Origin of the sequence: Rahnella sp. PD12R (assembly GCF_019200965.1) — a bacterium.
Lineage (GTDB): Bacteria > Pseudomonadota > Gammaproteobacteria > Enterobacterales > Enterobacteriaceae > Rahnella > Rahnella laticis.
Window position 1 is genome coordinate 177,463 of sequence record NZ_JAHTMS010000010.1, and the last position, 24,636, is coordinate 202,098.

Annotated in this window: 18 protein-coding genes and 2 pseudogenes; all 20 read right to left on the reverse strand. The window is 50.3% G+C overall.

Annotated features, from left to right (window positions below; genetic code table 11):
* Positions 1-9 precede the first annotated feature (9 nt).
* Positions 10-1,017 (reverse strand): cytochrome d ubiquinol oxidase subunit II, encoded by a 1,008-nt coding sequence (gene cydB, locus KWG64_RS19600; protein ID WP_101079059.1) that lies wholly within the window; start codon positions 1,015-1,017, stop codon positions 10-12.
* A 2-nt stretch (positions 1,018-1,019) separates the two neighbouring features.
* On the reverse strand, positions 1,020-2,444 hold the full coding sequence (locus KWG64_RS19605) for a cytochrome ubiquinol oxidase subunit I (protein ID WP_218522883.1): 1,425 nt from the start codon (positions 2,442-2,444) through the stop codon (positions 1,020-1,022).
* A 557-nt stretch (positions 2,445-3,001) separates the two neighbouring features.
* Positions 3,002-4,375 (reverse strand): VasL domain-containing protein, encoded by a 1,374-nt coding sequence (locus tag KWG64_RS19610; RefSeq protein WP_218522884.1) that lies wholly within the window; start codon positions 4,373-4,375, stop codon positions 3,002-3,004.
* A 114-nt stretch (positions 4,376-4,489) separates the two neighbouring features.
* Positions 4,490-4,960, reverse strand: a complete 471-nt coding sequence (locus KWG64_RS19615) for a hypothetical protein (protein ID WP_218522885.1) — start codon at positions 4,958-4,960, stop codon at positions 4,490-4,492.
* Positions 4,961-5,012: 52 nt separating this feature from the next.
* Complete coding sequence (gene tssE / locus KWG64_RS19620) at positions 5,013-5,447, reverse strand: type VI secretion system baseplate subunit TssE (protein WP_218522886.1); 435 nt, start codon at positions 5,445-5,447, stop codon at positions 5,013-5,015.
* Positions 5,447-5,986 carry a type VI secretion system lipoprotein TssJ gene (gene tssJ, locus KWG64_RS19625; RefSeq protein ID WP_255562242.1) on the reverse strand — a complete coding sequence of 180 codons (540 nt, stop codon included), beginning with the start codon at positions 5,984-5,986 and terminating at the stop codon, positions 5,447-5,449. Before tssJ ends, tssE begins: the two co-directional genes overlap by 1 nt.
* Positions 5,958-7,046 (reverse strand): type VI secretion system baseplate subunit TssG, encoded by a 1,089-nt coding sequence (gene tssG, locus KWG64_RS19630; protein ID WP_218522888.1) that lies wholly within the window; start codon positions 7,044-7,046, stop codon positions 5,958-5,960. The genes tssJ and tssG overlap by 29 nt, the downstream gene beginning before the upstream one ends.
* A complete protein-coding gene (tssF, locus tag KWG64_RS19635) occupies positions 7,004-8,773 on the reverse strand; it encodes a type VI secretion system baseplate subunit TssF (RefSeq protein ID WP_218522889.1) in 1,770 nt (589 codons plus the stop codon). Before tssF ends, tssG begins: the two co-directional genes overlap by 43 nt.
* Positions 8,774-10,176: 1,403 nt before the next feature.
* Positions 10,177-10,638 carry a DUF943 family protein gene (locus KWG64_RS19640; protein WP_218522890.1) on the reverse strand — a complete coding sequence of 154 codons (462 nt, stop codon included), beginning with the start codon at positions 10,636-10,638 and terminating at the stop codon, positions 10,177-10,179.
* Positions 10,635-11,855, reverse strand: coding sequence for a PAAR domain-containing protein (locus tag KWG64_RS19645; protein ID WP_218522891.1), 1,221 nt, complete (start codon positions 11,853-11,855; stop codon positions 10,635-10,637). Before KWG64_RS19645 ends, KWG64_RS19640 begins: the two co-directional genes overlap by 4 nt.
* 21 nt (positions 11,856-11,876) lie before the next feature.
* Positions 11,877-13,478 (reverse strand): type VI secretion system protein TssA, encoded by a 1,602-nt coding sequence (gene tssA / locus KWG64_RS19650; protein ID WP_218522892.1) that lies wholly within the window; start codon positions 13,476-13,478, stop codon positions 11,877-11,879.
* Positions 13,478-16,903 (reverse strand): ImcF-related family protein, encoded by a 3,426-nt coding sequence (locus KWG64_RS19655; RefSeq protein WP_218522893.1) that lies wholly within the window; start codon positions 16,901-16,903, stop codon positions 13,478-13,480. Before KWG64_RS19655 ends, tssA begins: the two co-directional genes overlap by 1 nt.
* A complete protein-coding gene (locus tag KWG64_RS19660) occupies positions 16,900-18,132 on the reverse strand; it encodes a hypothetical protein (protein WP_218522894.1) in 1,233 nt (410 codons plus the stop codon). The genes KWG64_RS19655 and KWG64_RS19660 overlap by 4 nt, the downstream gene beginning before the upstream one ends.
* 400 nt (positions 18,133-18,532) lie before the next feature.
* Positions 18,533-19,039 (reverse strand): hypothetical protein, encoded by a 507-nt coding sequence (locus KWG64_RS19665; protein ID WP_218522895.1) that lies wholly within the window; start codon positions 19,037-19,039, stop codon positions 18,533-18,535.
* A 49-nt stretch (positions 19,040-19,088) separates the two neighbouring features.
* Positions 19,089-19,736 carry a hypothetical protein gene (locus KWG64_RS19670; protein WP_255562243.1) on the reverse strand — a complete coding sequence of 216 codons (648 nt, stop codon included), beginning with the start codon at positions 19,734-19,736 and terminating at the stop codon, positions 19,089-19,091.
* Positions 19,736-20,236, reverse strand: a pseudogene (locus KWG64_RS19675) (M23 family peptidase); the annotation flags it as partial. The gene KWG64_RS19670 and the pseudogene KWG64_RS19675, both read right to left, overlap by 1 nt.
* Positions 20,237-20,338: 102 nt before the next feature.
* Positions 20,339-20,533 (reverse strand): annotated as a pseudogene (locus tag KWG64_RS25755) (hypothetical protein); the annotation flags it as partial.
* 324 nt (positions 20,534-20,857) lie between these two features.
* Positions 20,858-21,514 carry a hypothetical protein gene (locus KWG64_RS19680; RefSeq protein ID WP_255562244.1) on the reverse strand — a complete coding sequence of 219 codons (657 nt, stop codon included), beginning with the start codon at positions 21,512-21,514 and terminating at the stop codon, positions 20,858-20,860.
* Complete coding sequence (locus KWG64_RS19685) at positions 21,511-23,697, reverse strand: M23 family metallopeptidase (protein ID WP_218522896.1); 2,187 nt, start codon at positions 23,695-23,697, stop codon at positions 21,511-21,513. Before KWG64_RS19685 ends, KWG64_RS19680 begins: the two co-directional genes overlap by 4 nt.
* A 15-nt stretch (positions 23,698-23,712) precedes the next feature.
* Positions 23,713-24,636 (reverse strand): type VI secretion system tip protein VgrG (locus KWG64_RS19690; protein ID WP_218522897.1); only part of this gene is annotated, 924 nt, incomplete at its 5' end.

The following is a 24,636-nucleotide window of genomic DNA, read 5'->3' on the forward strand; positions in this document are numbered from 1 at the left end:
CGAAATTCCTCAGTGATAACCCTGATCCGGCGTCACTTTTCCGCGGAACACGTAGTAGCTCCAGAAGGTGTACACCAGAATGATCGGGATGATGAACAGCGCGCCAACCAGAATGAAGCCCTGGCTTTGTGGCGGTGACGCCGCTTCCCAGATAGAAATGGACGGCGGAATGATGTTCGGCCAGATGCTGATCCCCAGACCGGTATAGCCCAGGAACACCAGCGCCAGCGTCAGCAGGAACGGCGCGTGATGCGCATTTTTGCTGATGGCACGGAACATCCACGCAGAGACTAATACCACCAGAACCGGTACCGGCAGGAACCAGTAAAGGTTAGGGCGTGTGAACCAGCGGGTGGCGATATCACTGTGCGTCAGCGGTGTCCACAGACTGACTGCCAGCGTCACCAGCAGGAAAACCACCAGCAGAGGTTTAGCGATTTTGTGCATCGCTTCCTGCAATTCGCCTTCGGTTTTCATGATGAGCCAGGTGCAGCCGAGAAGGGCATACGCCACGACCAGCGCGAACCCGCAGAACAGGGTGAACGGCGTCAGCCAGTCCAGCGCGCCACCGGCATACGTGCGGTTAACCACAGGAATACCGTTGATGACGGCGCCCAGAACCACACCCTGACAGAAGGTCGCGATAACCGATCCCCAGATGAAGGATTTATCCCACACATGGCGTTTGGCCGGACTGGCTTTGAAACGAAATTCAAATGCCACGCCGCGGAAAATCAGACCGAAAAGCATCAGGGTCAGCGGGATAGACAGCGCATCCAGAATCACCGAATACGCCAGCGGGAATGCGCCGTACAGCGCCGCACCGCCCAGCACCAGCCAGGTCTCGTTGCCGTCCCAGACCGGCGCAACGGTGTTCATCATCACGTCGCGGTCGTGCTCTTTTTTCACCAGCGGGAACAGCAGACCGATACCCAGGTCGAAGCCGTCCATCACCACGTACATCATCACGCCGAAGATGATGATCAAAAACCAGATCAGCGGTAAGTCGATACCCATTATCAAGCTCCCTTAGAGTCGTCGGACAGTGATTCCGAAATAGCAGACAGCGGACGCGCTGGCGTACGGTGCTGGCCCGGACCACCGTGGTCTACGCTTTCGCCTTCATGCGCCTGCGGACCTTTGCGGATCAGACGCATCATGTAGCCGTAACCCACGCCAAATACGGAGCAGTAAATCACGATGAACAGGATCAGGCTGACGCTCATCTGGAGAACGTTATGGTTCGATACCGCATCTTTGGTGCGCAGCAGGCCGTAAACGACCCAGGGCTGACGCCCCATTTCCGTGGTGATCCAACCCGCCAGCAGTGCCAGCAGACCGGAAGGCCCCATCAGGAAGGCAAAGCGCAGGAACGCTTTAGAGGTATACATTTTGCCGCCACGACGCAGGATCAGGCTCAGCACACCCAGTAAAATCATCAGCATGCCCAGACCGGCCATGATGCGGAAGGTGTAGAAAATGACTGACGAGTTCGGACGATCTTCTTTCGGGAAGGATTTCAGCGCCGGGATCTGATGCGTCAGACTGTGCGTCAGGATCAGGCTGCCGAGATACGGGATTTCAACCGCGTAACGGGTTTCTTCGCGGTTCATATCCGGGTAACCGATCAGCACCAGCGGCGTCGGTTTATTGTCTTTATTTTCCCAGTGACCTTCGATGGCCGCAATTTTAGCCGGCTGATATTTCAGGGTGTTCAGGCCGTGGGCATCGCCCAAGAATGCCTGAATCGGGGAGACAATCAGCGCCATCCACATCGCCATCGACAGCATGGTGCGGATTGCCGGGGTATCTCGCCCGCGCAGTAAATGCCAGGCCGCCGCAGAACCCACGAAGAACGCCGACGCCAGAAAGGCCGCGGTGGTCATGTGCATCAGACGGAACGGGAAAGACGGGTTGAAGATGATTTTCATCCAGCTGACCGGCACGACCAGATTGTTAACAATCTCGTAGCCCTGCGGTGTCTGCATCCAGCTGTTGGACGCGAGGATCCAGAAGGTGGACATCAGCGTACCGAGCGCCACCATGCAGGTGGAGAAGAAGTGCAGACCGGGGCCGACGCGGTTCCAGCCGAAGAGCATCACGCCCAGGAAACCGGCTTCGAGGAAGAAAGCGGTTAACACTTCATAGGTCAGCAGCGGGCCGGTAATGCTCCCGGCGAACGAGGAGAACATGCTCCAGTTGGTGCCGAACTGGTAAGCCATCACCAGGCCGGAGACCACGCCCATACCAAAGTTCACGGCAAAAATTTTCGACCAGAAATGATACAGGTCGCGGTAAGCCTCTTTCTTCGTTTTCAGCCACATGCCTTCCAGAACAGCCAGAAAACTGGCAAGCCCGATTGTGATTGCGGGGAAAATGATGTGAAAAGAGACGGTGAACGCAAACTGGATCCGGGCCAGTTCTAGCGCATCAAGACCAAACATAACAACCTCTTTTTGTGTGTCAGGTAACCCTTCCAGACATTAATACCGGTACGGGAACCGGCAATTTCTGACATTCGCAGGTGAAGTCTTGAATGAAAGGGTGGTACAGCTGGGTTTTCGCGAGGAGCCGATTTAACCACAGGGGTTAAAGGTATTAACAGGGACGGTTTCGTGGGGAAATTACCGGCTGAAACACTTTCGCGGCAGGGGAATGAGAGCGGGGAGGAAAACTATTTGCAGCCCGAAAGGCCTGAGGGAAGAGTAACCCTAAAAAGTGCGCGGGCATGATGTTGCATTGATCTGGATCAAAGAGTTTTGATGTTTTCTGAATGTAATTACCCTGCGTCCAGTAATGACTTGTTGTGTGCCATATTGGTAACTAAAAAGTTAAATTGCCAGCGGCATCAGCGCATTCTGATTTTAATGCAATGTAAATTTATGTCATCGGTTTTGGTTGAAAAGACGCCAAAACAGGTAATGGTTGTAGTATTTGTTTACATTTGCGTATCACGAAGTAAACGCCGTCAGCGCAGCGGGGTTGGCCGACGGCGTATAAATCATCGTTGTTGTGTTTCAGGCACCGCAGCGGTGGGTTCCAGCAGCGCATACCGGTTCAGCAACTGCGTGAACTGATTATCCAGTTGCATCAGCAGCTGAGGAGATACGGCATTTTTCTGCTGCTTCGCTTCGGCTAATTTACGCAGCGATTCTTCGACCGGCGTGGCTGTGTTCAGCGCCTGCTGAATGGCAAAAACCGACGATTTGAGCTGCGAGACGGTCATATATTTGCCGCGCTGTTCATCCAGCCCGTTAAGCTTATCTGCCAGTTGCTGCAACTGCGCGTTGGCCGAATACCAGCCGTTGAGGTTTTCCAGCGGTATAGCATTGGCGGTCAGCTGCTCGTTCCATTCCTGCGTCAGCTTTTTCGTCTCGGGATTGTCAGGCCAGAGGAAACGGGTCTGCTGTATCAGCTGCGAACCGGTGTCCTGCGCCCAGCGCGGCGAAAGTGCGGCCAGATGGCGGGTTTGCTGGCGGGTGGTGGCAATGATCTCTGGCGCCTCGCGGTTAAGTGATTCTGCCTCGCGATTTTTCAGGGCTTGCAGCTCAGTAGCGCTCAGAGGTTTAGGCGTGTTAGTCAGTGACGCTATCAGCCGCTCGCTGGCAGGCGGATGATTAAACGCGTTCACGCCTGCCACCACGCCGCTGCCGACCAGTACGGTGACCACAATCCCCGCCACAAATCCTTTCCACTGTAACGGACGCCTCGCTGACTGAGCGGGCGCAATCACCACCTGCGGCGGCACCGGTTCTGCCTGAGCGACATAAACCCAGGGTTCTCTGGCCCGGGTCTCCCATGTTGTTTCAACTTTTTCGGCGGAAGCGGGCAGCACAACGGCAGAGTCTGTCGTGGCGTGCATGTTTTCGAGGCGCATCGCGGCACCCTGCATATAGGTGCTCAGCACGCTAAGCTGGCTTGCGTGTTTGAGTTCAAGGCGTTGCAACACGTCGCAAAGCGCATTGATGAGTTTTTCCGCCTCATAAATTTGCGGCAGATCGCGGTATTCCAGCGTCATTCCCCGAAGGGATTGCTGCAAGCGCTGGCTCAGCCCGGTCAGAATTTCCATCCGTGCATGAACTGGCTGCGGCCATAGCCCCGGCCACTGGCGGGAGATCAGCGCGTCGAGTATCGCCAGCCCTTCATTCAGCCCGGACAACCCGACGAGTTGCGCCCGTGCCTGCGTGTACCACGATGCAGTTTGCAGCTCGATGCCATTTTGCTGGAACAGGCTCAGACACAGCTGTTCCACTTTTTTCCAGTTCACATCCGGACGCGCCGGGTGTGTCAGCTTACTCAGTTCTTCGCGTAAAACGGCATAATCAGCCAGCGCACGCGGGTCGCCCCCGGTGCGCAGCTGGCGTTCAATAGACATGGTTGTTTTCCTTAACTGACGTAATTCTGCTCTTTCACATAGCGGATCAGCACAAGGCCTTCAGGTATTCCCGAAGGCCAGTGCATTAAAGAATTCTGGCGGCACGGTTAAAGGTCAGGACAATAAACCTTCAATCATGTTGAAAAAGATCTCTTCGCTGAACGTTTCGCCGGGCTGCGTGGACCAGCCTGCCGGACGCCATGTCCAGTGAGTGTGCTCTGCGGAACGCATGAATAAACGGCAAAGAGGGACAGGAGCGCCCTCAGCGCAGAGGCTGACTTCCACGCAGCCGGTCACGCCCTGACCGTATAAAAAGGCAGGCGTGAATTTCACCATCCTGTTTTCATAACGCAGGTGGATGCCGGGAATGTTGAATGCCTTTCCGCCTATCAGAAATTCAACCAAGGAAACGGAGGTGCTTTCCGTCTGGATGCCGGTACCGGCCAGCCATGTTGCCACGTTCTCCTGAAGCTGACTCATCTGTTGCTGAAACTCAGCGATATCAGCCTGACCTTTATTTTCAAACACGGTGCGACCCGGCTGTTTGTCCTGTAGCTTTTTCAAAAAACGTTCTTTAGCTGACATACTTCCTCTGTCATTGACGATGGCAGGTGACACTCAGGATTGAATCTGACCATCAAACATAATTCTGCTGTTTCATATGGCGCATCAGCACCCGGCCTTCCGGCATAAATTCCGTCCCGAACCGCACCAGACCAAGCTCTTTCAGCTCAGCGTCGATGGCGTATTCAAGATGTCCCGGTGTGGATTGCGGCAGTAAAATCACGTTCAGCTTTCGGATCCGCGGCTCGTATTTCAGCAGCGTGGCGGAGAGCGTGGTCAGCAGGGAGTGCGCGGTGCCGGGCATCCCCTGCAAGATTTTGCTCATGTCCGGCAGGCCGTAATCTGGCAGATGCGAAATCGTTCCTGCGCGGCAGTTAAGGACCCGCTGCATGTTGTCGAGCACGGACAGAATGACCTGATTGGCTTCGCTGACCTGATGAAGTTCAATGCCGCCGGCAAAATTGCCGAGCAATTGCTCATAAAGAGAAGGGGCGCGATGGTCTGGCATCAGTCTTTCACCGCAATCAGCGTGAGGTTGTTATTCCCGAGTTCGATGGTTCGCGCTTTATCCGGATCCAGTTCTTCGCGGGACAGAACAAGTCGCCACTGATCCTTTGCAAGATCCGGGTTCCGGAAGAGACCGACGACTGCCACGAATTTGGCGTCTTTTTCCATTGGCATATCCAGCGACGCAGCCATGCCGGGTTTGACCACCACGTTGCGGCTGGCCAGCAGATCGTCTTTCAGCGCATCATCGCCGTCGCCTGCCAGTTGCTGATAGACCGTTTTCTGGAACAGTTTGTCATCACGCAACTGATAGACGCGAACCAGCACCGGTTGCGACGCTGAATTGGCCTCGCTGGCGTCGGTATTCAGTGCTTCACGGGCGGTGAAATCCAGCTGCAGCACTTTTATCTGCTTATAAAAAATGGATTTTGTTGCAGAGACGGTGCTGTCTGTCACGGCCTGCGTCAGTCCGCAGCCGCTCAGCAGCAGGACGACAGCGGGCAGACAGAATTTATTTTTCCATGCGGTATTGAATAACACGTCGTATTCCTTCCTGAGGCGTGTGAGGGAGCATGCCACGGTAGTGGCCCAGCTCCACGGTAAAGTATTCGGGAATATCGTCAGAAGTCTCATCGTCCAGACCCAGGACACCGGTCAGCCCGAGCCTGAACGGATTGTCTCCCAGAACGGGCGCGGGCAGCAGGCGGGTCGGGACGGTCAGCTCGAGGCGTGCGCCGTAACGCCAGCCCAGATAAACCCGCAGTAGCACCTGAAAATCTGCGTAAAGCGCGCCATCCGGCAGCCAGTCTGCGGCCTCATCGCTGTCCGCGGTGTGCAGGGAAATCAACAGCTGGCTGTTGGCGTCGGTACCTTCATCGCCCATCAGGGTATCGCCGTCCAGCCAGCGGGCACCTTCGTCCGCAAACGACATCGGAGTAGTGATGCGCACGCTGCGCAGGCAGTGTGGCGTCACGTCTGCACGCGTGCGAGGAGCCAGCAGCTGGACCAGTGCCTGCACGCCTTCCGCCGTTCTTCCCGGCTGGCGCATGACGCCCAGCAACGCCAGAAAACGCGATGTCGGTGTTGCAAGGTGGCGCTGCGTACCGGGGATACCCATGCCAATCAGGCCCAGCAGGCTTTGCGACGTGTTGTCTGCGCCGCCCGCCTCGAACGTCGCCGGGTAAGAGTATTTGCGCCAGATGCGGTAAAACTGCGTCATGATGCGGTGGTTAAAGATATCGAGAAACCCCTCCAGCGCCTCATGGCCATCGCGCTGCTGGGTGATGTCGTCGATGTAGGACGTCGGCAGCGGCGAGTCTACGCCGTAAAGCCCCATAAAGGTGGTACGTACGGTCGGCGGTGCGTCCGGATTTTCGGCATCCCGCTCGAGCGCTTTCAGCTCGCTGACCGGAAACCCCATCCCCGGATGAGGGCGAAATCGCACCGGGTCATCCGCCGGGTTGGCGGTGCTGCCGAGCGGCGGGTTACCGGAGTGCTCCAGCAACTGGCAAAAGCGGTAAAAGTTAATCCGCCCGATGTCCCGTTCAACCCGGTCATTCAACCGGAAGTGCGGGTGCGGGTTTTGTGGTTCTCTTCCCATTCCAAGCGTTCTCCGGTCGGTTGCAGTATCAGTGTCAGGCGATTAAACAGATGAATGTCGGTGTACAGCGCAAAGAAACGGCTGAGCATTTCACCAAACAGGCAGATGTCGCCGCTGCCGGCAAAACCGTTGCTGTCGAGGGTAATTTCGATATGCACCCCGCGCAGCAGATAGCCACGCTCGAAACGCTCAATCTCGCTGTGCCTGACGTCAACAATAGCCTCCAGACGGCGGCGGTTCATCTCGCTTTCGGTCCAGTCGTAGAGGGCGAGCGTGCCACGCAGCACTTCAGCATTGTCCATCATCCACAGGAAGCTGCTGCCCAGGTGGCTCAGCACCCGCCAGTGAAAACGGTCACGGTTAGGCGGATAACACGGCATGGTCGGCGCGGACAGGTTGCGCACCCGCACGTTAGCACCGGTGGATTTCACCGCCGTATCCAGCACGGTGCTTTGCAGCGATTTGCGCGGCAACTGGCCGTTGGTGCCGGTGAGGCTCAGGGACAGATTCTCGTTTTCCGGCACGGTGTGGTTATCAAACGCCTCACCGCCCAGCACCAGCCAGGTGTCGTGGAGGCCGGAAGGACCGCGCTTGACGCGTGTGTGGTAGTAATACTCCGGCGCGTCGTGGCGCAGCATGCCGCCCTTGTGGCGGAAACTGGTGAACGGCACATAAACCTGATGACCTGAATGCTTGGAGGAAATCACCGAGTCGACCGAATAGATTTCGGTGTGGCCATCCTGAACGCGCATCGGGCGCAGCATGTACTCAGTCTGCAAGGACGAGAGAGACAGCGGGTCTGATTCGAGCGGGAACAGGTTGATGACCGGCACGCAGTGCAGCCGCAAATGTTTTTCAGAGAACGAAAAATCGTGCTCCCAGCGTTTTTCCAGCACCACGTCAATCTCAAACCAGGCAAGCTCCGCGGGCAGATTTACGGTATCCAGCCCTTTAAGACCGGCAAACATAAACTTTTCGCGGAAGGTGAAATACTCCAGCAACAGCTGATAACCGCTGAATGCGCTGTCACCCTTGGGCCACAGGGTATCTTTTTCACTGAATCCTTGCGGGGCAAAGTAACAGTCCAGCGACTGACGGTCAGCTTGTCCCGGCAGACGTATCCAGAGCTGCGCAACGTTGAGGGTCAGTGCTTCATGTAACGCGCAGGCCAGCGGTGCATCGGCATCAAAATAGAGCGGCAGATGGCTCAGGTTGATTTTGCTCCAGTCAGCCAGTTCACCGCAATTAAACCGCAGGCGGAGAACTGACCGGCCATCCGGCTCCGTATCGAGACCGGCGCGGGTCAGCGACAGCGGAAGCAGTTCAATATCCTGCGTGGTGGTGTAGCGGCAACGCGTTGCGCGTTCACCCATCGGCCGGGAAAGAACTTCAAAGCCTTTACTGACAGCCATGCGTTCCTTCATGCCCTGCCACTGCGGGGTGAACTCCACAATAGAAAGGGAAGGGATGGTGCGCAGATAGTGCGGCCACAGCAGGCTGACCAGCCCTTCGGTCAGCTCGGGTAAATCGTCATCGAGCTTTTCGCGCAGACGCCCCATCAGGAAGGCGAAGCCCTCAAACAGGCGCTCCACGTACGGATCGCGGGCACCGGCCTTGTCCAGATTCAGTCCGGCAGCCCGGTCCGGGTGCGCGCGGGCAAACTCTTCGCCCGCCTCGCGCAGGTAACGCATTTCGGCGTCAAAATAACGTAAGGTTAAGTCGTCCATAGACATCCATGAGATCTTGAGGAATAAATTAAACGTGGTGGGTATATGCTGACTTACCTGTTTTTTGTGTCACACAGCTCCGGTATTAATGCATATCTTGTGGCCATGCCGGGTGTCCACCCTGATGGATTGCCATAGCACTGAATGTAACCTCCTTCTTCAAGTGATTTTTTATAACCAATAGAAAATGCAATCATTCCTATTACAGCTACAATAAGAAAGAAACCGGATATCTTAATCAATATCTTTCCTAATTTTTCTGAAATGCTTTTTTTTATGCATAAAAACAGGTATTAACATCAGTGCATAAGGCATAAAAAAAAGAGGAAATAAAATCGCAAATACAGACCAATATGATAAAACTACAACACTCTGGTGGGTATGATATGAATATAATAAATAGATGCCGGCATAAAAAACAGCCACAGAGATTAAGGTGAAAAATAAAAAACCTAAAAAGGAAATCAAACGCTGCTTTGTATTGTATGTCATAGTGTAATCCTAAGCTTACAAAGTTAATCTAAGCCAGTAGTCCCCGAGCCTCCTAGTTTGCTGTCGTACTTTTTTTAAAAAATTAAAAATAACGAGGTGCTTATAAGATGCCCCGCATTCGCTTCTGTAAAAATGTTATCGGTAATTTTTACAAGGGTGTCTATTGCCAATAAATAATAGTTTAAAGGAATAGCCCTAGAAAATTACATGTTTTGATTTTCATAAAAGCTTGATAGTGAAACGTATATCAGACTAAGAAGATATACAATTGATGCAAGGGTAATTCCTCCCCAACGGATTGTAAAAATTTTTTACCAAAAATATTAAAACTGGGATTAGGCGGGCAAGGTATCATTTTTCTTAATGACTGCGTCATCTGGAGTTTCTACAATCTGCGATATCGAGTACGTATTTCGATGCCATGCCTGGCGTCCAACCAATTGCGACACTACTGCACTGCACGTAACCCTTGTTCATTAATGAACTTGTATATAAAGAAGAAAACCCTATCATAAGAAGAATAGTAAACATTAAGAAAGAGAATGATATTCTCATTAAGATCTCCCCTACGTTGATAGAAATAATTCTCCCATGAAATATTACAGGAAAAATAAGAATCAAGAAAGGTATTGAAAATGTCGGGAACAATATTGCAAAGACGGTCCATGTAGAAAAAATGACGGATTTAGGGTGGGTGATATAGTGTCTGAACGAATCTATGCCAGCAAAGGATATAGCTAATGATAAAGCTAGATAAAACAAGACTCCGATTAATGCCCAAAACCTATGTTTGAAATCATACATAATTAATATATCCATGGGATATTGACTTGCACCGTCTCAAATAAGTGAATATTAATTATTTATAACGTGGGGTAACGAATTATTCTAAGTCGTAATAATATGAATTTTTATCTGATTTCTTGAGATATAGTTCCATTTGGTAGTTGTAAAAATGATTTTTTATCAAACCTGTAACGTATTTCTCCATTTCTCAATAGTGTCACATCCATCACCCAATCTTTATTTATGCAATTTTGATTTGTTCCAATATCATCAAAACATAGTAAATCAGAGTCTTCATCTATTCCACGATCAATCTTATACCCAGTATCTATATTAAGAATCACGACAGTATAAGTGCCTTCGCCGTCTGGTTCTGGAATGTTGAACCGGGTTCGTATCTGTTCTTTGTTTTTTAACCACCATGATATTTTCCCTTTATCAGTGAATGGTGGGTTTTTTATAAGCAGGGCGCTAAAGCCGCTCTTCATACGATGGGCATCCACAATAGATGTCGGTTTTGAAACAAAAAAAACACAAATAGATATAGCTGCAATTATTATTATTTTAATAGCTCTTTTTATTATCATCTAACTTCACCCGTTATCGTTATCGTAGTATTCATTTCGGTTATGAACGGGCGAAAACCATAATTTTCCCATCGCTGCAGTGTATACCAAATGCGGAATATTCTAAACTGATGAAACACTCGATTGGAAATATCATAATCATCAAGCCCGAAGTGATCCTGCACTTTGTATTTTATTTGTGCAGAGTAACTACTTCCATGTATATCCAGAGACTCTAGAGTTATTTCCGTTGACCATGTGTCATGAACAGTTATCACAAGTCCATTAATTCTATCGATTAGGTCGTCAAATTTTGGTAGCTTTGAATGCAAGGAGACGGATTCGGTTAACTTTCCCTTTCTGGCTAGTGGATAGATCTCTTCATCAGCATCTATGTTATCCGCAAGAGCTTGTTTAATTTGTATCAGAGAACTGCCTGATGAGGTGTCATTCAGAATTTGTTCTTTTAACGCCTGATCCAATAATGGGTCATTAAAAGGTGTGCCTGTGTTCCCCTGCATATGGGTGATCATCCGTCGCATAACTCCTTTATATTCACCATAGAAGGAAAAGGAATCTGATAAATCGCGAAATTCATCAAACAAGATCCTCGCAGAATTTCCCTTATCCAATTGGACTTCCTTTTGAGGAAGATAGTAACTATAAGGGGATGGATCAAGTTTAGTTCCGGTATAAGGGTCAACTCGCGCAGAAACGTCTCGAAGATCAAATTTATTTTTCAATACATCCTCAGTGAGATCTCCATGGTGCATATCCTGTGCGTCATAGTCATCCATTTTTCTCTTCGTTTTGAAAATCAGCACGGGAGTAATAAGAGGTGGTTGTTTATTTTTGCTTTGCACTTTTTCTTCTGATTTTTGCGAGTTTGTATTTTGAGTCTGCTGCTCATATTTCGATTCAACGCCTGTTTTGTTGGCCTTTGTAGCACCACTATTTGGCGTTAAATCATACGTATCATTCACCATCGACGGAATAAATCGCGCCTGGCACGGGCAGCTGCTTTTACTGTGCAGGGTACCGGCGAACATTCGGCCCATCACGGAATCCCCCGGAATGTGGCCAACGATGATGAACATGCCCGGATGCTTGCCACAGGTGACGTGATCTTGTTCGCGGGCAATCGCTTTACCGAACAATGTATGCGTGGGATCGCCTTCGGTGATAACACCGCCGCAGGTGGTTTTATCCTGAATGACCAGATAGTAGCCTTTTGCCATGAAAATATTCCTTTACGTGTTTTAGCCGCACAGCACGGCGGCGCGGGCAGGGTCGAGGGCTATCAGCCCGCTGAGCAGGGTGTCCATGTCGGCCAGCAGGCGGAGTTTATCACCGTCGCCGCGCTGGGTTTTCATGCGCAGCAACTTCAGGCGGCGCGCCTTCACTTCAAATACCAGCCCCGGCTCCCATTGTTGCAGCGTCAGCGTTGTGCAGCCCGCATCGAGATCTCCGAGCAGGTAAAGTGCCATGTCATTTTTGCCGTATTGCTCGGCGACACGTGCCATCACCAGACGCAGCAACCACTGATGGCGGGCGGTGGTAATACCCGGTCGCGACTGCAACCAGTTCAGCGCATTTTCGATACCGTCGCTGTCGGCCAGTGTCAGCGCTTCGGCTTCAAGTTGCAGGATATCGTCCTCGCCGGAGGCGACGGCGGCAGACGGTTCACTGCCCCAGCCGGAAGAGGATTCCAGCACCTGCTGGTTGATCCAGCCCAAGGTGACTTCATCGGCAAAGGGTGTGCCGTCGCTCCAGGAGAGGGTTTCCAGCCCCGGCAGGCGCGAAAGCAGCAGGCTTAAATCCTGCGTGATGCATTTGGCCCAGCCGTCAAATGGCGCACCGGCCTTCGTCAGCGCCTGATGCAAATACCACTGCACGTCCAGCCAGAAGTGGTTTACACCCTCGGAGAACATCGATTCCGCCTGTTCAAGCAGTTCGGTCCAGCTTTGCTGCAGATAAAGACGCTTAAGCTGGGCCCGATATTCGGGACGCGGGGGCAGCAGACGGGTGCGTCCGGTGGCATCGAGCGGTGGCAATTCATGCACTGTGTCCCAGCGGATGCTTTTAATGAGATGGTGGCCTGAGAGCCAGCCCGACGGCTGGTCGCGGAGGTACTTTGCCAGTGTTTTCGCCTGATCAAGCAGGTCGCGGCCTGACTGCACCGGGCGCAATGTCGGCGATGTGCTGGTGCTTTCTGACGCGGAGGAGGGGGAAGACGTGCTGCTGTTTTGCGGCACGACAGCGCCCATACCGCCAGACTGTGCGAGGCGGTTTTCCAGCGCAGCGTAAAGGGCGCCGAGGCCCGGACGGGACGCCGCATCCCAGGCGCTTAACCCTTGTTCGATTAACGCCAGTGCCCCGGCAATCCGGGAAAAATCCGCCGTATCAACTTCCGGGTACAGCGACAGGCTGTCCAGTACGCGTGAACCGGAGAGCCATTCCAGCGCGGCCTTGCGGCTGGTGGCACGCTGCGGATGCAAGGTTTCACCAAAGCGGGTAATGAGCCCTGCAAGCAGGGACAGGCCGTCGGCAAGTCCCGCCTCGCCGTCGCGGTGCAGACGCGCCCAGACGTAGTACGTGGCAACGCGCACGTCCTTACAGTGCGCGGTCAGCAGCTTTTCTGCCAGTTCGCAGGTCAGTGCTGTATCCGCGCCGGAAAGCTTGTTGACCTCTTCGCGCATCTGCTGGAAGTCATCGTCGTAGCCGGGGTCTGTCCCGGCCGGCGTGTCTGCTGATACCGGTTGCAGCCAGTTATCCCAGAGTAAGGCCAGCTGCTGCGCCTGCTCTAAAAGTGCGTCAGGCTCAGTCGTACAGGCGGTAAGCAGGGTTGTTAATGTGGCCATTACGGCTCCTCGGCGATTGCATCGGGGTCAAAAGGTTTTTCAGCCGGTACCGGCGCATCCTGAATCAGGAAAATTTGCGCCGGCAGCGTGAAGTTGCGCAGTTGCAGAAGGCCAAGCGGGCCTTTGCCGAGCTCAGTACGCAATATCCATTGCAGCGGTTGTTTGTCTGGCGTGGTGAAGGTCAGCTGATAACGACCCTCATCGAGTTTTTGTTGCTTCGCCTGTTCCAGCCAGCGGATAAGCCCCCAGGTGCCCTGATAATCGCCGTACAGGCGGGCACCCGCATTGGTGGACGTCCAGGTCAGCATTGTGCCCGGTTTATACGTCTCGCCCGGCCAGCGGAAACTCTGCCAGCTTTCCATCTGGTTGAAGTAATGCAGTTTTTGTCCGTCAATCGACAGATTGGTTTCCACCACGTCCGGCACCGGCCGGGCCAGCAGTTCGAAGCGCATTCCCTGGCTCCCGTCGGTAAACAAGATGTCAGATATCTGGCTCAGCTGATTGATAGCATCCAGGAAGGCCGGGTTGAAGGTCAGCCCCTGGCCGTTCACTTTGTCTGGCACCCAGCGCGTGCCTTCCTTATGCAGCACGCCGTTCAGTTCGCGGGTCAGGAAGCTGTCGATACGCCCGCTGTCCTTACGGATAAATTCCGCCAGCATTGGCAGGGAAGCGTCGCTCTTGCTAATCGCAAACGGATAACGGCCATCAAAGGCGGATTTCCAGTTGGCGACAATGGCGTTTTTCCACTGGTCGTTGAGGCTGGCAGAGGACGGTTGTAACACCGTTTCCCACGCCTGCGTCAGCGGCTGCACAAACATCGTCTGTCCGAAACCACTCCACTCTTCACCGAGGCTGGCGGCAATTAGGCTGCCGTATTCCTGGGTATCGGTCAGGTCAACGCTTTTGCCCTGGAACACGGTCTGCGCCAGCACCTGCGTCATTTCCTGCGGGTCATTGGCGTTAGCCACCTGCTGAAGTTTCAGGCGCACGCGGGTCACGCGGGTGAGCAGCGTTTGCAGGCTGAGCGAGCTGTCTGACGACATCATGTTCTGCGCACCGCCTTTGCCCATCAGCGCCAGCAGAGGTCCGAAAGTTTCATCGAGTGGCCCGACTGGTCCGCTGGCGTGCTGGTCGATGGCCGGCTGTGCGTCCTTGTTCATCAGCGCTTTGGCGGATTTCACCAGCGAGTCGGATAACGCTTCATCATATTGTCCGGCCTGCCCCTGCCATGCCAGCGTGTTCATCAGCGCGATTAACGGTGACTGGCGCACGTCACTCATCAGCGTCAGTTGGTCGATTACGTCGGAGAGATTTTTCGCCTCATTCCAGCGCAGGCTGTTGAGGAAGTTCAGCCAGCTGCCGGCGAAGTCGGTGAAGTAACGCTCGGTCAGGCGTTTTTTCAGTGCCTCCGGCGAGATATCATCAGAGATTGCCCGGCGGCTGTCGCTCAGTACCCAGTCAATTTCCTCACGGCGGGAGGTGACGGCTTTGTCGATGGCGCGCTGGATTTGCTCATCCCAGGCCTTACGGGTGAACATCCCCGGCACTACTTCGTCGGTGTGGAACAGACGCTGTGCATCGGTATCCCCGGTCATGTCCACCAGCGTCATATCGGCATAGTTGCGACGTACCGACAGCAGCATGTTTTCATACAACGTGCTTTCCGCATTGCGCTGGCCGATTTCACCCAGCAATACCTGCCTGCTCTGCGAGACCAGCGACGTATCCGGCGTGATTTTCCACGCGGGCTGAGCCGGGAGGTTGGTGGCATAAAACTGCCACAGGTCTGGCGCCAGACTTTGCCACAGGCCGGGAGACACGCCCGCGCGCTGCGGTTCGGCGGTTTTCATCACCTGTGCGTAAAAGGCAGCGTCAGCTTTTTCCGGGCGTGCCATCATCAGATAGGCCTTGAGCTGGTCATAGCCCGGTTTTGCCAGCACGGCGCGCTGCGGGCTGTTGGCCGGCAGGTTCGCCAGTGTGCTGATTTTTTGCTGCAAACTCTGCACGGCCGCATCACGGATCAAACGGTTACTTGCGTTGCCGTACCACGGCATCAGCGTGGTCAGCAGTTCCCGGTTGTGGTCTAACCCGAAACGCTGATACCACGGCGCACCGCGGGCAATTCGCGTTTGCAGACGGCCGATATTATTACGCAGCGCCTGCAGGGCAATCAGCTGTTCATCCGAGGCGGGTTCTGGCTTTGAAAGCAATTGCGCCTGCTCAGCCGCGCTCACCATCTGGTGACGGTTGACCGCAAAGGACACCACGCTGCCCACGCCCCACAGCACAATCAGGGCCAGCAGGCTGTAACACACACCTTGCTCCCACGGCAGACCCACGCGGCGGCCGCGCGCAGCCAGACAGTCATCCAGTACGCCCTGCCAGCTGGCCGGTGCCGTCCAGGTTTTTTCATGCACACCCTCCGCCGTCGCGGAAGTCTCCGGCAGGCTGAACATCAGCCCGCGCAGCGGAATACGTGCGGCATAATCGGCAAACCAGGGTGTTAATACCTGACGCCAGCGCATGGCTTCAGTCGTTTCCAGTGAGTGCGCCAGTCGCAGCAAAAAATCGTGTCGCTGTTCGGCGAACACCTGCTGCATCCCCTGTTCGCGCAGGGCAGGCAGCAGGGATAGCAGCTGGCGTTCGAGGGTATCCGGACTGGCGCTTGCGGCCAATATGGCACCGACCGGCTGCGTGACGCGGCCGTCCTGCCCCCAGCGGCTGTCGCAGACCTGCCACAGATACACTGGCGGCTGATAACGTAACGCCTCACCGGATTTTTCCAGCGAGCGCAGGCCGTCATCCATCCACTGTGCCCCCCGGCTTTGTGACTGCGTCAGTGCCCAGACCACGCCGTCCAGCGGGCGACTGCGGCGCAGCTTACGCAGCTCAGCCAGACGGGTTGCATCTGCCGGTTGGTGCAAACTGCCGCCGTGCAACAGCACGGTACGCTGACCTTCCAGCCAGCCCTGTTCCGCCAGACGCGGAGCCAGCGCGGCAATCTCTTGTGTTTCACCGACGACCATCAGCAGACGAACTTTGTAGCGCCAGAACAGGCCGTAACGGCGGCGGAGGCGGGTTTTGAGCAGCCTCACTTCCGTCTGCGATTTATCTTCGGCTTTTTCCATTTTTACCGGAGCAGGTGCGTCATCGCCTTCGGCGTGCTGACGCGTCTCGTCAAACCCTTTCTTGCCGGACAACCGCAGGCCAGCAAAGGAGAGCAGGGCGCAGAGAGTGACGACGCTGGTACCCACCACCAGCCCGGTCAGCCAGCGGTCGCGCTCTGGTGTTTCCCGGATTAAACCCACCTGTTCGGGGTGTTGCCAGACCAGCCAGCACAGAACGACCCCGGCCAGTAACAACAGCAGGGTAATTATCCAGAACCAGACCTCTGGCTTTTTAACGGGTAAGGCAATGCGCTTCACGCTGTATTCTCCTTGTGAGAAGCGAGGGGGGAGACGACGGTACTCCAGACAGCGTTACTGTCTGGTTCGCCACTGATGATCATATGTGGAGCAGGGGACCGGCTGATGGCCTGTGCAGCGGCGGCAAAGGCCAGCCAGGGGGCTGCAAGGCCGGGGTCTCCCATGAATTGATTAAAATCGTGTACACCTGTGGCAGCATCGACAGCAGCCAGAGGTGGGTTTTGCAGGGCAACGATGGCACATTCATGCCCTTTACTGGTTCCGGATATCCCGGCTAACCAGAGATGCTGCAGAGCGGTCGACCGCAATGGAACCCAGTCAATGGCTTGCTCAATTTTTTCCTGCAAGGCAACGGGCTCGGGTTGTGAAAGCTCTGGCCGGTGCAGCAAGGCTATCGGCGGCAGTGTATTTTGAGTCAGGCGGTTACCTAACAGCAGCCCTGCAATGGCTTCAGCGGTGTTTTCTGGTTGTGCAGGGGCGATTTGCAGGGCAATGACTAACAATACGGCTTTGTCCTTGATGCGGTAATCAAGCCAGTGGTCTATGGCTATCAACCCTTGCCCCGGAATAAATTCCATAGGCAGGGCAAGCTCATTCTCAAGCCAGGCTTGTCGCCAAAGGTCCCGAACCTTTGTATCCGGTAATGAGGACGATGATTCCAGCAATACAGCAACCGGGTTATCTTCGGGCAAATGGGATAAAGGCTCTGCCAGGGTTTTCAGTAATGCAGTGAAAGCGTTGGAAATCTGTGTTTGAGGTAATTCGCCTTCAGAATCTGGTAACCGGCTGTGCCGGACACTGCTCTGAGCCTCCCATGACGTTTGAGAAAACAGGATGTTTTCGTTACGTAACAATGCGTCAGTCGTATCCGTGGACTGAGACTCTGCTGCGTGTGCTGTCCGGTGTTCGGCCGCCAGGATTTGTAACGCGCGTCGCCCGCGGCGGACCTCTTGTAAAATGACCTGTTCGCGCCTTTTGTCCCAGGCGTTGGCATGGATTTGCTGCATCATGTACACCGTCATGCGTAACCCCATGAGTACAAGCCAAAACAGGACGGGGACCCCAATGGCAAACCACCAAAAGGAGGTTTCGCCCACCAGTTTTCCCAAAAATCGCATAAGTAATATTCCCGACGCAATAAAGCCTGCCAGCGCACCAAGCCAGCGTAATGGTTTAGGAGGGGCAGGGCGTAACGACGGGCCGGGAATGGTATTTAAATTTACTGGCATAGGATGCTCAAAGTATCAAATATAGATTTGTTTTTTCTGGCGCTGTTGATTTACCCCATGAAAGTCAGAGGGTTAAAATCTGCCGGAACACTTTAAGAACTCATTATTCTTTAGAGTAACGGTATTCAAGTTGGCAATGCTTACTTTACCCAAAACCAATTTAGAACTTATTATTTCCGAGAGGAAGAATATTTTATTAGCATGAAAATACACTTCTTTAGTTTTGTCCGGGTGGACGTTTTGTACTCTGTATACAGCTTGATTTGCAAACCCGATAACGCCATAACCTTCAGTATTCTGAAGTGGATTAAATAATCCTAAAAAATTTTATGCCATGGTAATGGTACGTTTTTTGGCCTCCTATTTGAAATTATTATTGATGTACTAAAGGTTGGTTAATTTATTCTTGAGGATAGCGATTAAATTCCCACGATTCATCTTTAGTGCATTTTTCGAATAACTCATTATTTTGTAAGTAATAATCAGGCTCGGTAGTTACTATATCACCGGTATTTGTATTAACAATACTTCCGGGATCAGAGTCGATATATACGTTGTTTGAGCTTGCCAAGAATTCGATACCAAATATCCCTTTACTTAAACTTTTCTTGCCGATGGTTTGATTGTTTTTTATATCGAAAAGGATTAATGTGCTATCTTGTGGATTGTTCTTATTCAGTATTTTAGGGTGCCCCCATGCAATAAACTTGCTTGCTGAGCAGTTAACGGAATAACCCGTAATGAAAGTGTTGGTTTTGATATTGATTATTTTATTATGACTATTAATGGTCACTACACCACCATCTGTAATGCTCACCGTAAGCTCAAATGAAAATGCATTATGGGTGACCAGCAAACTCGCAATCGTTAACAGTGATGTTTTTCTTATCTCTTCAAAAAAATTCATACAACATTACCTATGTAAAAGGTGGGTATATATGACTGTTAAATTGTATTTAATGGATTTGGTTTTTTAATCGAATAGTTTCCAAGGATTTTAAAGCGTTAGAGGTAAGGTCGACATCTTTATTATTTATTCTCGTTGTTAGATTACCTGTCCCACACAAAGCATATATGTCATGAATCATACAAAAATGTATCAATTTTTTTAAATCTTTGTCTCTATATAAAACTTGATCATGTTTATTTATATTTTCATCAACAACTGCAAATCCAGAAGAATTTGGTGATTGTATATTATAAAGCTTCAACTTGACGTATGTGGAAGATCCTTTAAAACTAATACCTGTTTGCCTGACTTCCCAGAGTTTTGTTTTTTTGTTGAATGATATTTTTTCTGGGTAGCTACCTGTATCATATCCATTTTTATATGTATCAGTATCAAACATGCACAACCACTGGCTGGCTGGAATACTTTGTGCTGGGGAGGTAGTTATACCTTTTGGTGAAAAAGAAGTGTATGTCACAATATCACAGCCACTTGTTTGAACAGTATTATAATCTATGGGAGAAGAGTCATTAATGCTCATCTCTGTGATTGTAAGATTTTTTGAGTCTATAACCTCTTGTGGTTTAGGCACTATCTCTGCTTTTACTGAAAAGCAAACTATTAACAATGTTGAAATGATAAATTCTTTATTCATTATATTCTCCTTGTGTTATTTTCTTCGGGTTTTTCAAAAGTAACGTTTCCTTGAGAATCTGGGAAATTCATTTCTTGCAGAACTGCAATGGCACTCCCGTAAACGCAGCATCTCTCAATAAAACCATTCAAACCTGAAAAATCAGACCTTTCTCTTGCTCCTGGTAGATTAATAGTTGCACTGGCTTGCCAAAATGAAATACTTCGATAGTAAATGTGATTTGCTGACACTTGTCTTTCAAGAACATGTTCTGGGTCAGCGTACCTTGCCATTTGTGTCGTGCACCAATAAAAACCAGCGCTATCGGCAGGTTCATAATCACCAGTTTCTATATCATTTCGCCAATTAATAACATCTAAGGCTAATTGTGGATTGCTAGTATCATTAAGATGATTATCTGAATACCTTAATGTACTATTCCTATACAAACGATTATATTCATCTTCCAAACGTGTTTTTACGGTCTCATCATATCTATACCCACGGTATTTAAAGTATTGCTAGTGAACGTTTTTTTTAAATATCGTTAATAACTACTTTTATAATTTCCATTTTTTGCGTTCGGATTAATAGGTCGTAAAAATATCCTAAGGATATGTACATCATTTTACCTTGAATGAAAGATATACGTTCTTGTAAACTTTAAATAAGGACAGTTCGCCTCTGCCAGTGAAAATGAAATTTATCTTTCTCGATAAATTAATTTCTGCCTGAAAGCACTGCTCAGCATGATATCCAGCATCGTCTTTATATTTACATGAAATTACTGCACTCATTCCGGTAAAATTCAGCGTAACTACGTTGTTTTATAACTTTCCCCGCCATAACACAAACTCGCAAACAAACACAAAAAAACATCATAATAGTTTTCACTTATTCATCCCCAACAATAGAATACGCATTTTTTGTTGATTGAAATCTGCGCAATCAAAAGATTGCTGATCCCATCTGTTTATTACCATACTTACAGAATTTGAACTGTCGCGTGTAACCCCCGCATCTGCGCTACGCAAAAATCGATTTTTCTCAGCATGGGAAAGGTTGAATAAACTAAAGCCAAAATTGATAAATTTTTTTGATTTCATGAGGTTTTAAAAGTATGACTTAGAGATGGTACGTTATTAATGAATTCCTATCTCCATGCTTTCTAGTGACTTTAATGCATAAGGTGTAAAGTCAATTTCCTGACCATTTATGTTATGCACTAAACTGCCAACGCCACATAAAGCCTCGGTATCGCGAATCATGCAAAAGTAAATGATTTTTTTTACTGGACTATTTTTAGAAAGTTCTCTATCTGATATAAGTATATTACGGCTAATAATCGCAAACCCCTTAGAATTAGGTGATGATATATTATAAAGATCGATGGGCTTGTATGGTGTATTTAAATATGCGGGAGAAATGTCAGTTTTTTTATTTTTTTTCTTAATCCATAGGGATTTAGTTTTAGAATAGGATACTCCTTCCGCCAATCCAGGGCCGTAACCGTCTTCATAAATATCTGTTGCATATAAACAAAACCATTGGGCAAACGGTATTTTTCCCGGCGACAGCTCATCTACACTATTTGTACCTTCGGCGGGGACATAGAAGTTTTTATATTTAGCATCATTACAGGAGCTATTTTGTTGGATATATTGGATTGGGGAATTTTCTCCAATAGTATTAATTTGAAACTGTTTTTGATTAGAACCCGCTGGTAAAAGTATTTCAGGGGTAATGGTGGAATTAGCTGATGCACAACAGAACAAAAAAAGAAAATATAGCTTTTTCATGACCTCCTCCTTAAATTGCCGTTTTCAGGTAAATCTACTGTGAGCTCGCCATGCGCATCAGGGAACTTTTCTTCAGTTAGAGTTGCAAGTGCACTTCCATAGACGCTGCATCTTTCTGTAAATCCGTTTAAAGCATCAACATATAGATTGTTCACTTTACTTGGTAAGTTAACAGCAGCGCTAGCATTCCAAAATGCTGAGCTCCTATAGTAAATTTTACCATCGCTGACTTTTTTTCGTTCAAGCAAATGTGTTTGATCTGCATATCTTGCCATTCCTGTGTTAGACCAATAAAAACCCGCACTATCAGCCGGTTCATAATCACCATCTTCCAGGTTTTTTCGCCAACTAATAACATTTGCCGCTAAATTAGGGTTGTTATTGTCTTCAAGATGATTATCTAAATATCTAATGGAGTGTTGGCTATACAAACGATTATATTCATCTTCCAAACGTGTTTTTACGATCTCATCATATCTATACCCACGGTACTTAAAGTATTTATAGTAATTCCCTGGGCTAGTTAATTGCAAAAAGCCACGTCCATACCATGGATAATACCAGATATTATAATGTCTAATTACAGCGTGTGTTCGTTGGTTTCTTTCTGTATACACATAACCTTCATGCGTAGTAGTTAACCAAGCAGTCTCTTGTATAGCATTACCAAAAAAACATGCCATTCGGAATGGCGTGTTAATTAAATATTTTCGTAATACTTTATTTATTCTGGAATAGTGGTGTGCTAGTACTGATCCATCACCATATTTGTCAGGAATAGTTTGCCATTGACCGTTTGAGATTGCTTTAGTAGGGATTAATTGTTTCATTTCATTTTTACTCAGCCACCCACACTTCCTAAAATGTCCTATAAACCTCGTTGGTTCAAAATGCCAGACTCTTCCTGATGGCAGTGGGTTTTCAGCTAAACAAAGCGCCTTTGCATGGTCGGTCAGAGGCCCCAAATCACACAGCTCCATAGGTTCTGGCAGAAAATCATTTTCTTGCGACAGCCACTGGAAGCGGTTATCTACTGTTGTTTTATCCCATTCAAGCGGGAAGTGACAAATCATCCCACTTAAATCTTCTCCAGTTCTGCAACGTAAATTAATTGTGGGTGAATTGCACTGGCTATTCGTATCCGTATCATCATCAACCAGTTGCCATCCCATCCAGTGTGGGAAATCAGCATCACTGAATACTTTCACTGAAGATGAGGCCAGATTAACAACGCCTTTGCCGTCCGGGTAATTAATTGTTCGCCACAAAGGGGCGTCGGCAGGGGACAAAGTTTCATTATCTGTATTAATAACGCGGCCAAACCTCAGTAATTCATATCCGGCGCTTGGGCTGTTCGGGTATAACGTTAATGCTTTACTGTAAAGGTTGTACTCATAATCTGCGCCATCCGCATCCGTTAAAGGTGCGCCAACTTCGGGATATTCTGAACCCAGGACATTTTTCAGTCGGGTTGTCATCGTGCAACTGCCTTGGTGAAAACGCATCGTCACAAATAGGTCAGATTTTGTTTGGGGCACAGGACCCTTTGCCATCAAGGATGCAGGCGTGTTGTCTTTAGGCGCCGAGTCATAGACAGGGGTGCCTGCTGGCAGATAAAAGTGAATATCTCCGTAAACAGCATCTGTCCTGCCATTATTTTTCAAATCAAGCTCCGGCGTTTCACGGCCTGTAAGCTTTTTGATATTGGCGTTATCACAGAATATTTGAAAATGAATGGCGTTCTGACCATCCACCATGCCGACGGTTCCTAACGGATCTTTCCGGTAGACGGCTGAACCTGGCGAAATAGTGCTTCCGATGCTTTTCATGTGCATATACAGCGACCAGTAGACAACTTTGCCATCCTCATCGCTGCCAATTTCTGTTTCATGTCTGAGCACTACATAGCCGCAATCAGTGGGGCCATTGTAGTTAAACGGCAGTAAGTCACGTTTCTGAAGGCTCGGTTGACGTACAGAAAAAACCGTACCATCGGCGACAGCTCTCACTTGCTCTGGCGTACCTGCGTGATCTGTGTGTTTGATGTGGATACCACCATGCCACGCCTGGTTGGTACTGACCGGGTAACCACGTTTCGAATCAAACGGCATCATGCTGCTTACCCATTCTTCATCGGTTTGTGACGAAGTCCGTGCGCGCAGGAAAGGAGGGCTGATTATCATTGATTAATCCTTTAATTAAGAAAATGGATACTTCTGAGCGGGTGGTTTAGCTTTAACGGCTAATGTCGGCACTACTGTCTCCAATTTCGCCTTGTCAACACGCCCGTAATTCCCCGCCTTTGTCACATAGTCCCCGGCCGTGCCTGATTCAATTTTGTTTGCATCCAGCGTGATGTAACTTCCACCCGAATTGAGCGTGATCTTCTTCTTCGCCGTGATCCTGATTTCATCTTCAGTACTGGTGATGGTGATCGCCTTACGGGCCAGCAGTTCCATTATGTCATTTTGTGCCTGAACTGTTACCGGCCCCTGATTGGCGATAAGTTTCATGCCCAGTTTTCTGACGAAGATACTTAAGGTATTACCTACACCAATGAAGAAATTCTTCGCGACGCTGATATCCGCGTTTTTCCCTGCGGTAGCAATCAGGTTATCGCTGGCACTCATTTGCAGATGCTCTCCGCTGCTCAGCGCGATGCCTTTTGGCGCACTGAGTAACAGGACTGCCTGTTTTAGTTCAGTGAGGTTTTGTTGCAACAGATTGATTTGAGCCTGCAGGTCAGATGGATTAGCTGCGGCTGCTTGTGCATCAGTCGAAATGGACTGCATCTGTTCCTGTGCACTTTTCAGGATGCTAACGGCAGGGGCCATCTCCAGCGCTTTTCCCTGCGCTTTTGCCTGGCCGTCGGCGCTGATGAAAATGCCTTTTTCCGCGCGAAGTGCCCCGAACATATCGGTCCGGAGCTCAAACCCTTCGCCGCGCTGCTGTTTCCCGCTGTCTACCAGGTGCCCGAGATTGAGCTGGCTTTTGCCGCCGTATTCGGTGCTGAGCTTGATGTGCTCTTTGCCTTTCTCATCATCAAGACGCAGCTTGTTGTTTGACGGGGTGCGCAGGACGTTGCGCTTGTAGTTTTTGATGGTGACGTGGTCGCCGTGCGC

What these genes read in the sequence shown, in the direction of transcription:
- KWG64_RS19645 (WP_218522891.1), bottom strand. Translation starts at nt 11,855, where the DNA reads ATGGCAAAAGGCTACTATCTGGTCATTCAGGATAAAACCACCTGCGGC.
- KWG64_RS19665 (WP_218522895.1), bottom strand. Translation starts at nt 19,039, where the DNA reads ATGAATTTTTTTGAAGAGATAAGAAAAACATCACTGTTAACGATTGCG.
- tssE (WP_218522886.1), bottom strand. Translation starts at nt 5,447, where the DNA reads ATGCCAGACCATCGCGCCCCTTCTCTTTATGAGCAATTGCTCGGCAAT.
- KWG64_RS19685 (WP_218522896.1), bottom strand. Translation starts at nt 23,697, where the DNA reads ATGATAATCAGCCCTCCTTTCCTGCGCGCACGGACTTCGTCACAAACC.
- KWG64_RS19670 (WP_255562243.1), bottom strand. Translation starts at nt 19,736, where the DNA reads ATGAATAAAGAATTTATCATTTCAACATTGTTAATAGTTTGCTTTTCA.
- KWG64_RS19680 (WP_255562244.1), bottom strand. Translation starts at nt 21,514, where the DNA reads ATGAAAAAGCTATATTTTCTTTTTTTGTTCTGTTGTGCATCAGCTAAT.
- tssF (WP_218522889.1), bottom strand. Translation starts at nt 8,773, where the DNA reads ATGGACGACTTAACCTTACGTTATTTTGACGCCGAAATGCGTTACCTG.
- KWG64_RS19610 (WP_218522884.1), bottom strand. Translation starts at nt 4,375, where the DNA reads ATGTCTATTGAACGCCAGCTGCGCACCGGGGGCGACCCGCGTGCGCTG.
- cydB (WP_101079059.1), bottom strand. Translation starts at nt 1,017, where the DNA reads ATGGGTATCGACTTACCGCTGATCTGGTTTTTGATCATCATCTTCGGC.
- tssG (WP_218522888.1), bottom strand. Translation starts at nt 7,046, where the DNA reads ATGGGAAGAGAACCACAAAACCCGCACCCGCACTTCCGGTTGAATGAC.
- KWG64_RS19660 (WP_218522894.1), bottom strand. Translation starts at nt 18,132, where the DNA reads ATGCCAGTAAATTTAAATACCATTCCCGGCCCGTCGTTACGCCCTGCC.
- KWG64_RS19605 (WP_218522883.1), bottom strand. Translation starts at nt 2,444, where the DNA reads ATGTTTGGTCTTGATGCGCTAGAACTGGCCCGGATCCAGTTTGCGTTC.
- KWG64_RS19615 (WP_218522885.1), bottom strand. Translation starts at nt 4,960, where the DNA reads ATGTCAGCTAAAGAACGTTTTTTGAAAAAGCTACAGGACAAACAGCCG.
- tssA (WP_218522892.1), bottom strand. Translation starts at nt 13,478, where the DNA reads ATGGCCACATTAACAACCCTGCTTACCGCCTGTACGACTGAGCCTGAC.
- KWG64_RS19640 (WP_218522890.1), bottom strand. Translation starts at nt 10,638, where the DNA reads ATGATAATAAAAAGAGCTATTAAAATAATAATAATTGCAGCTATATCT.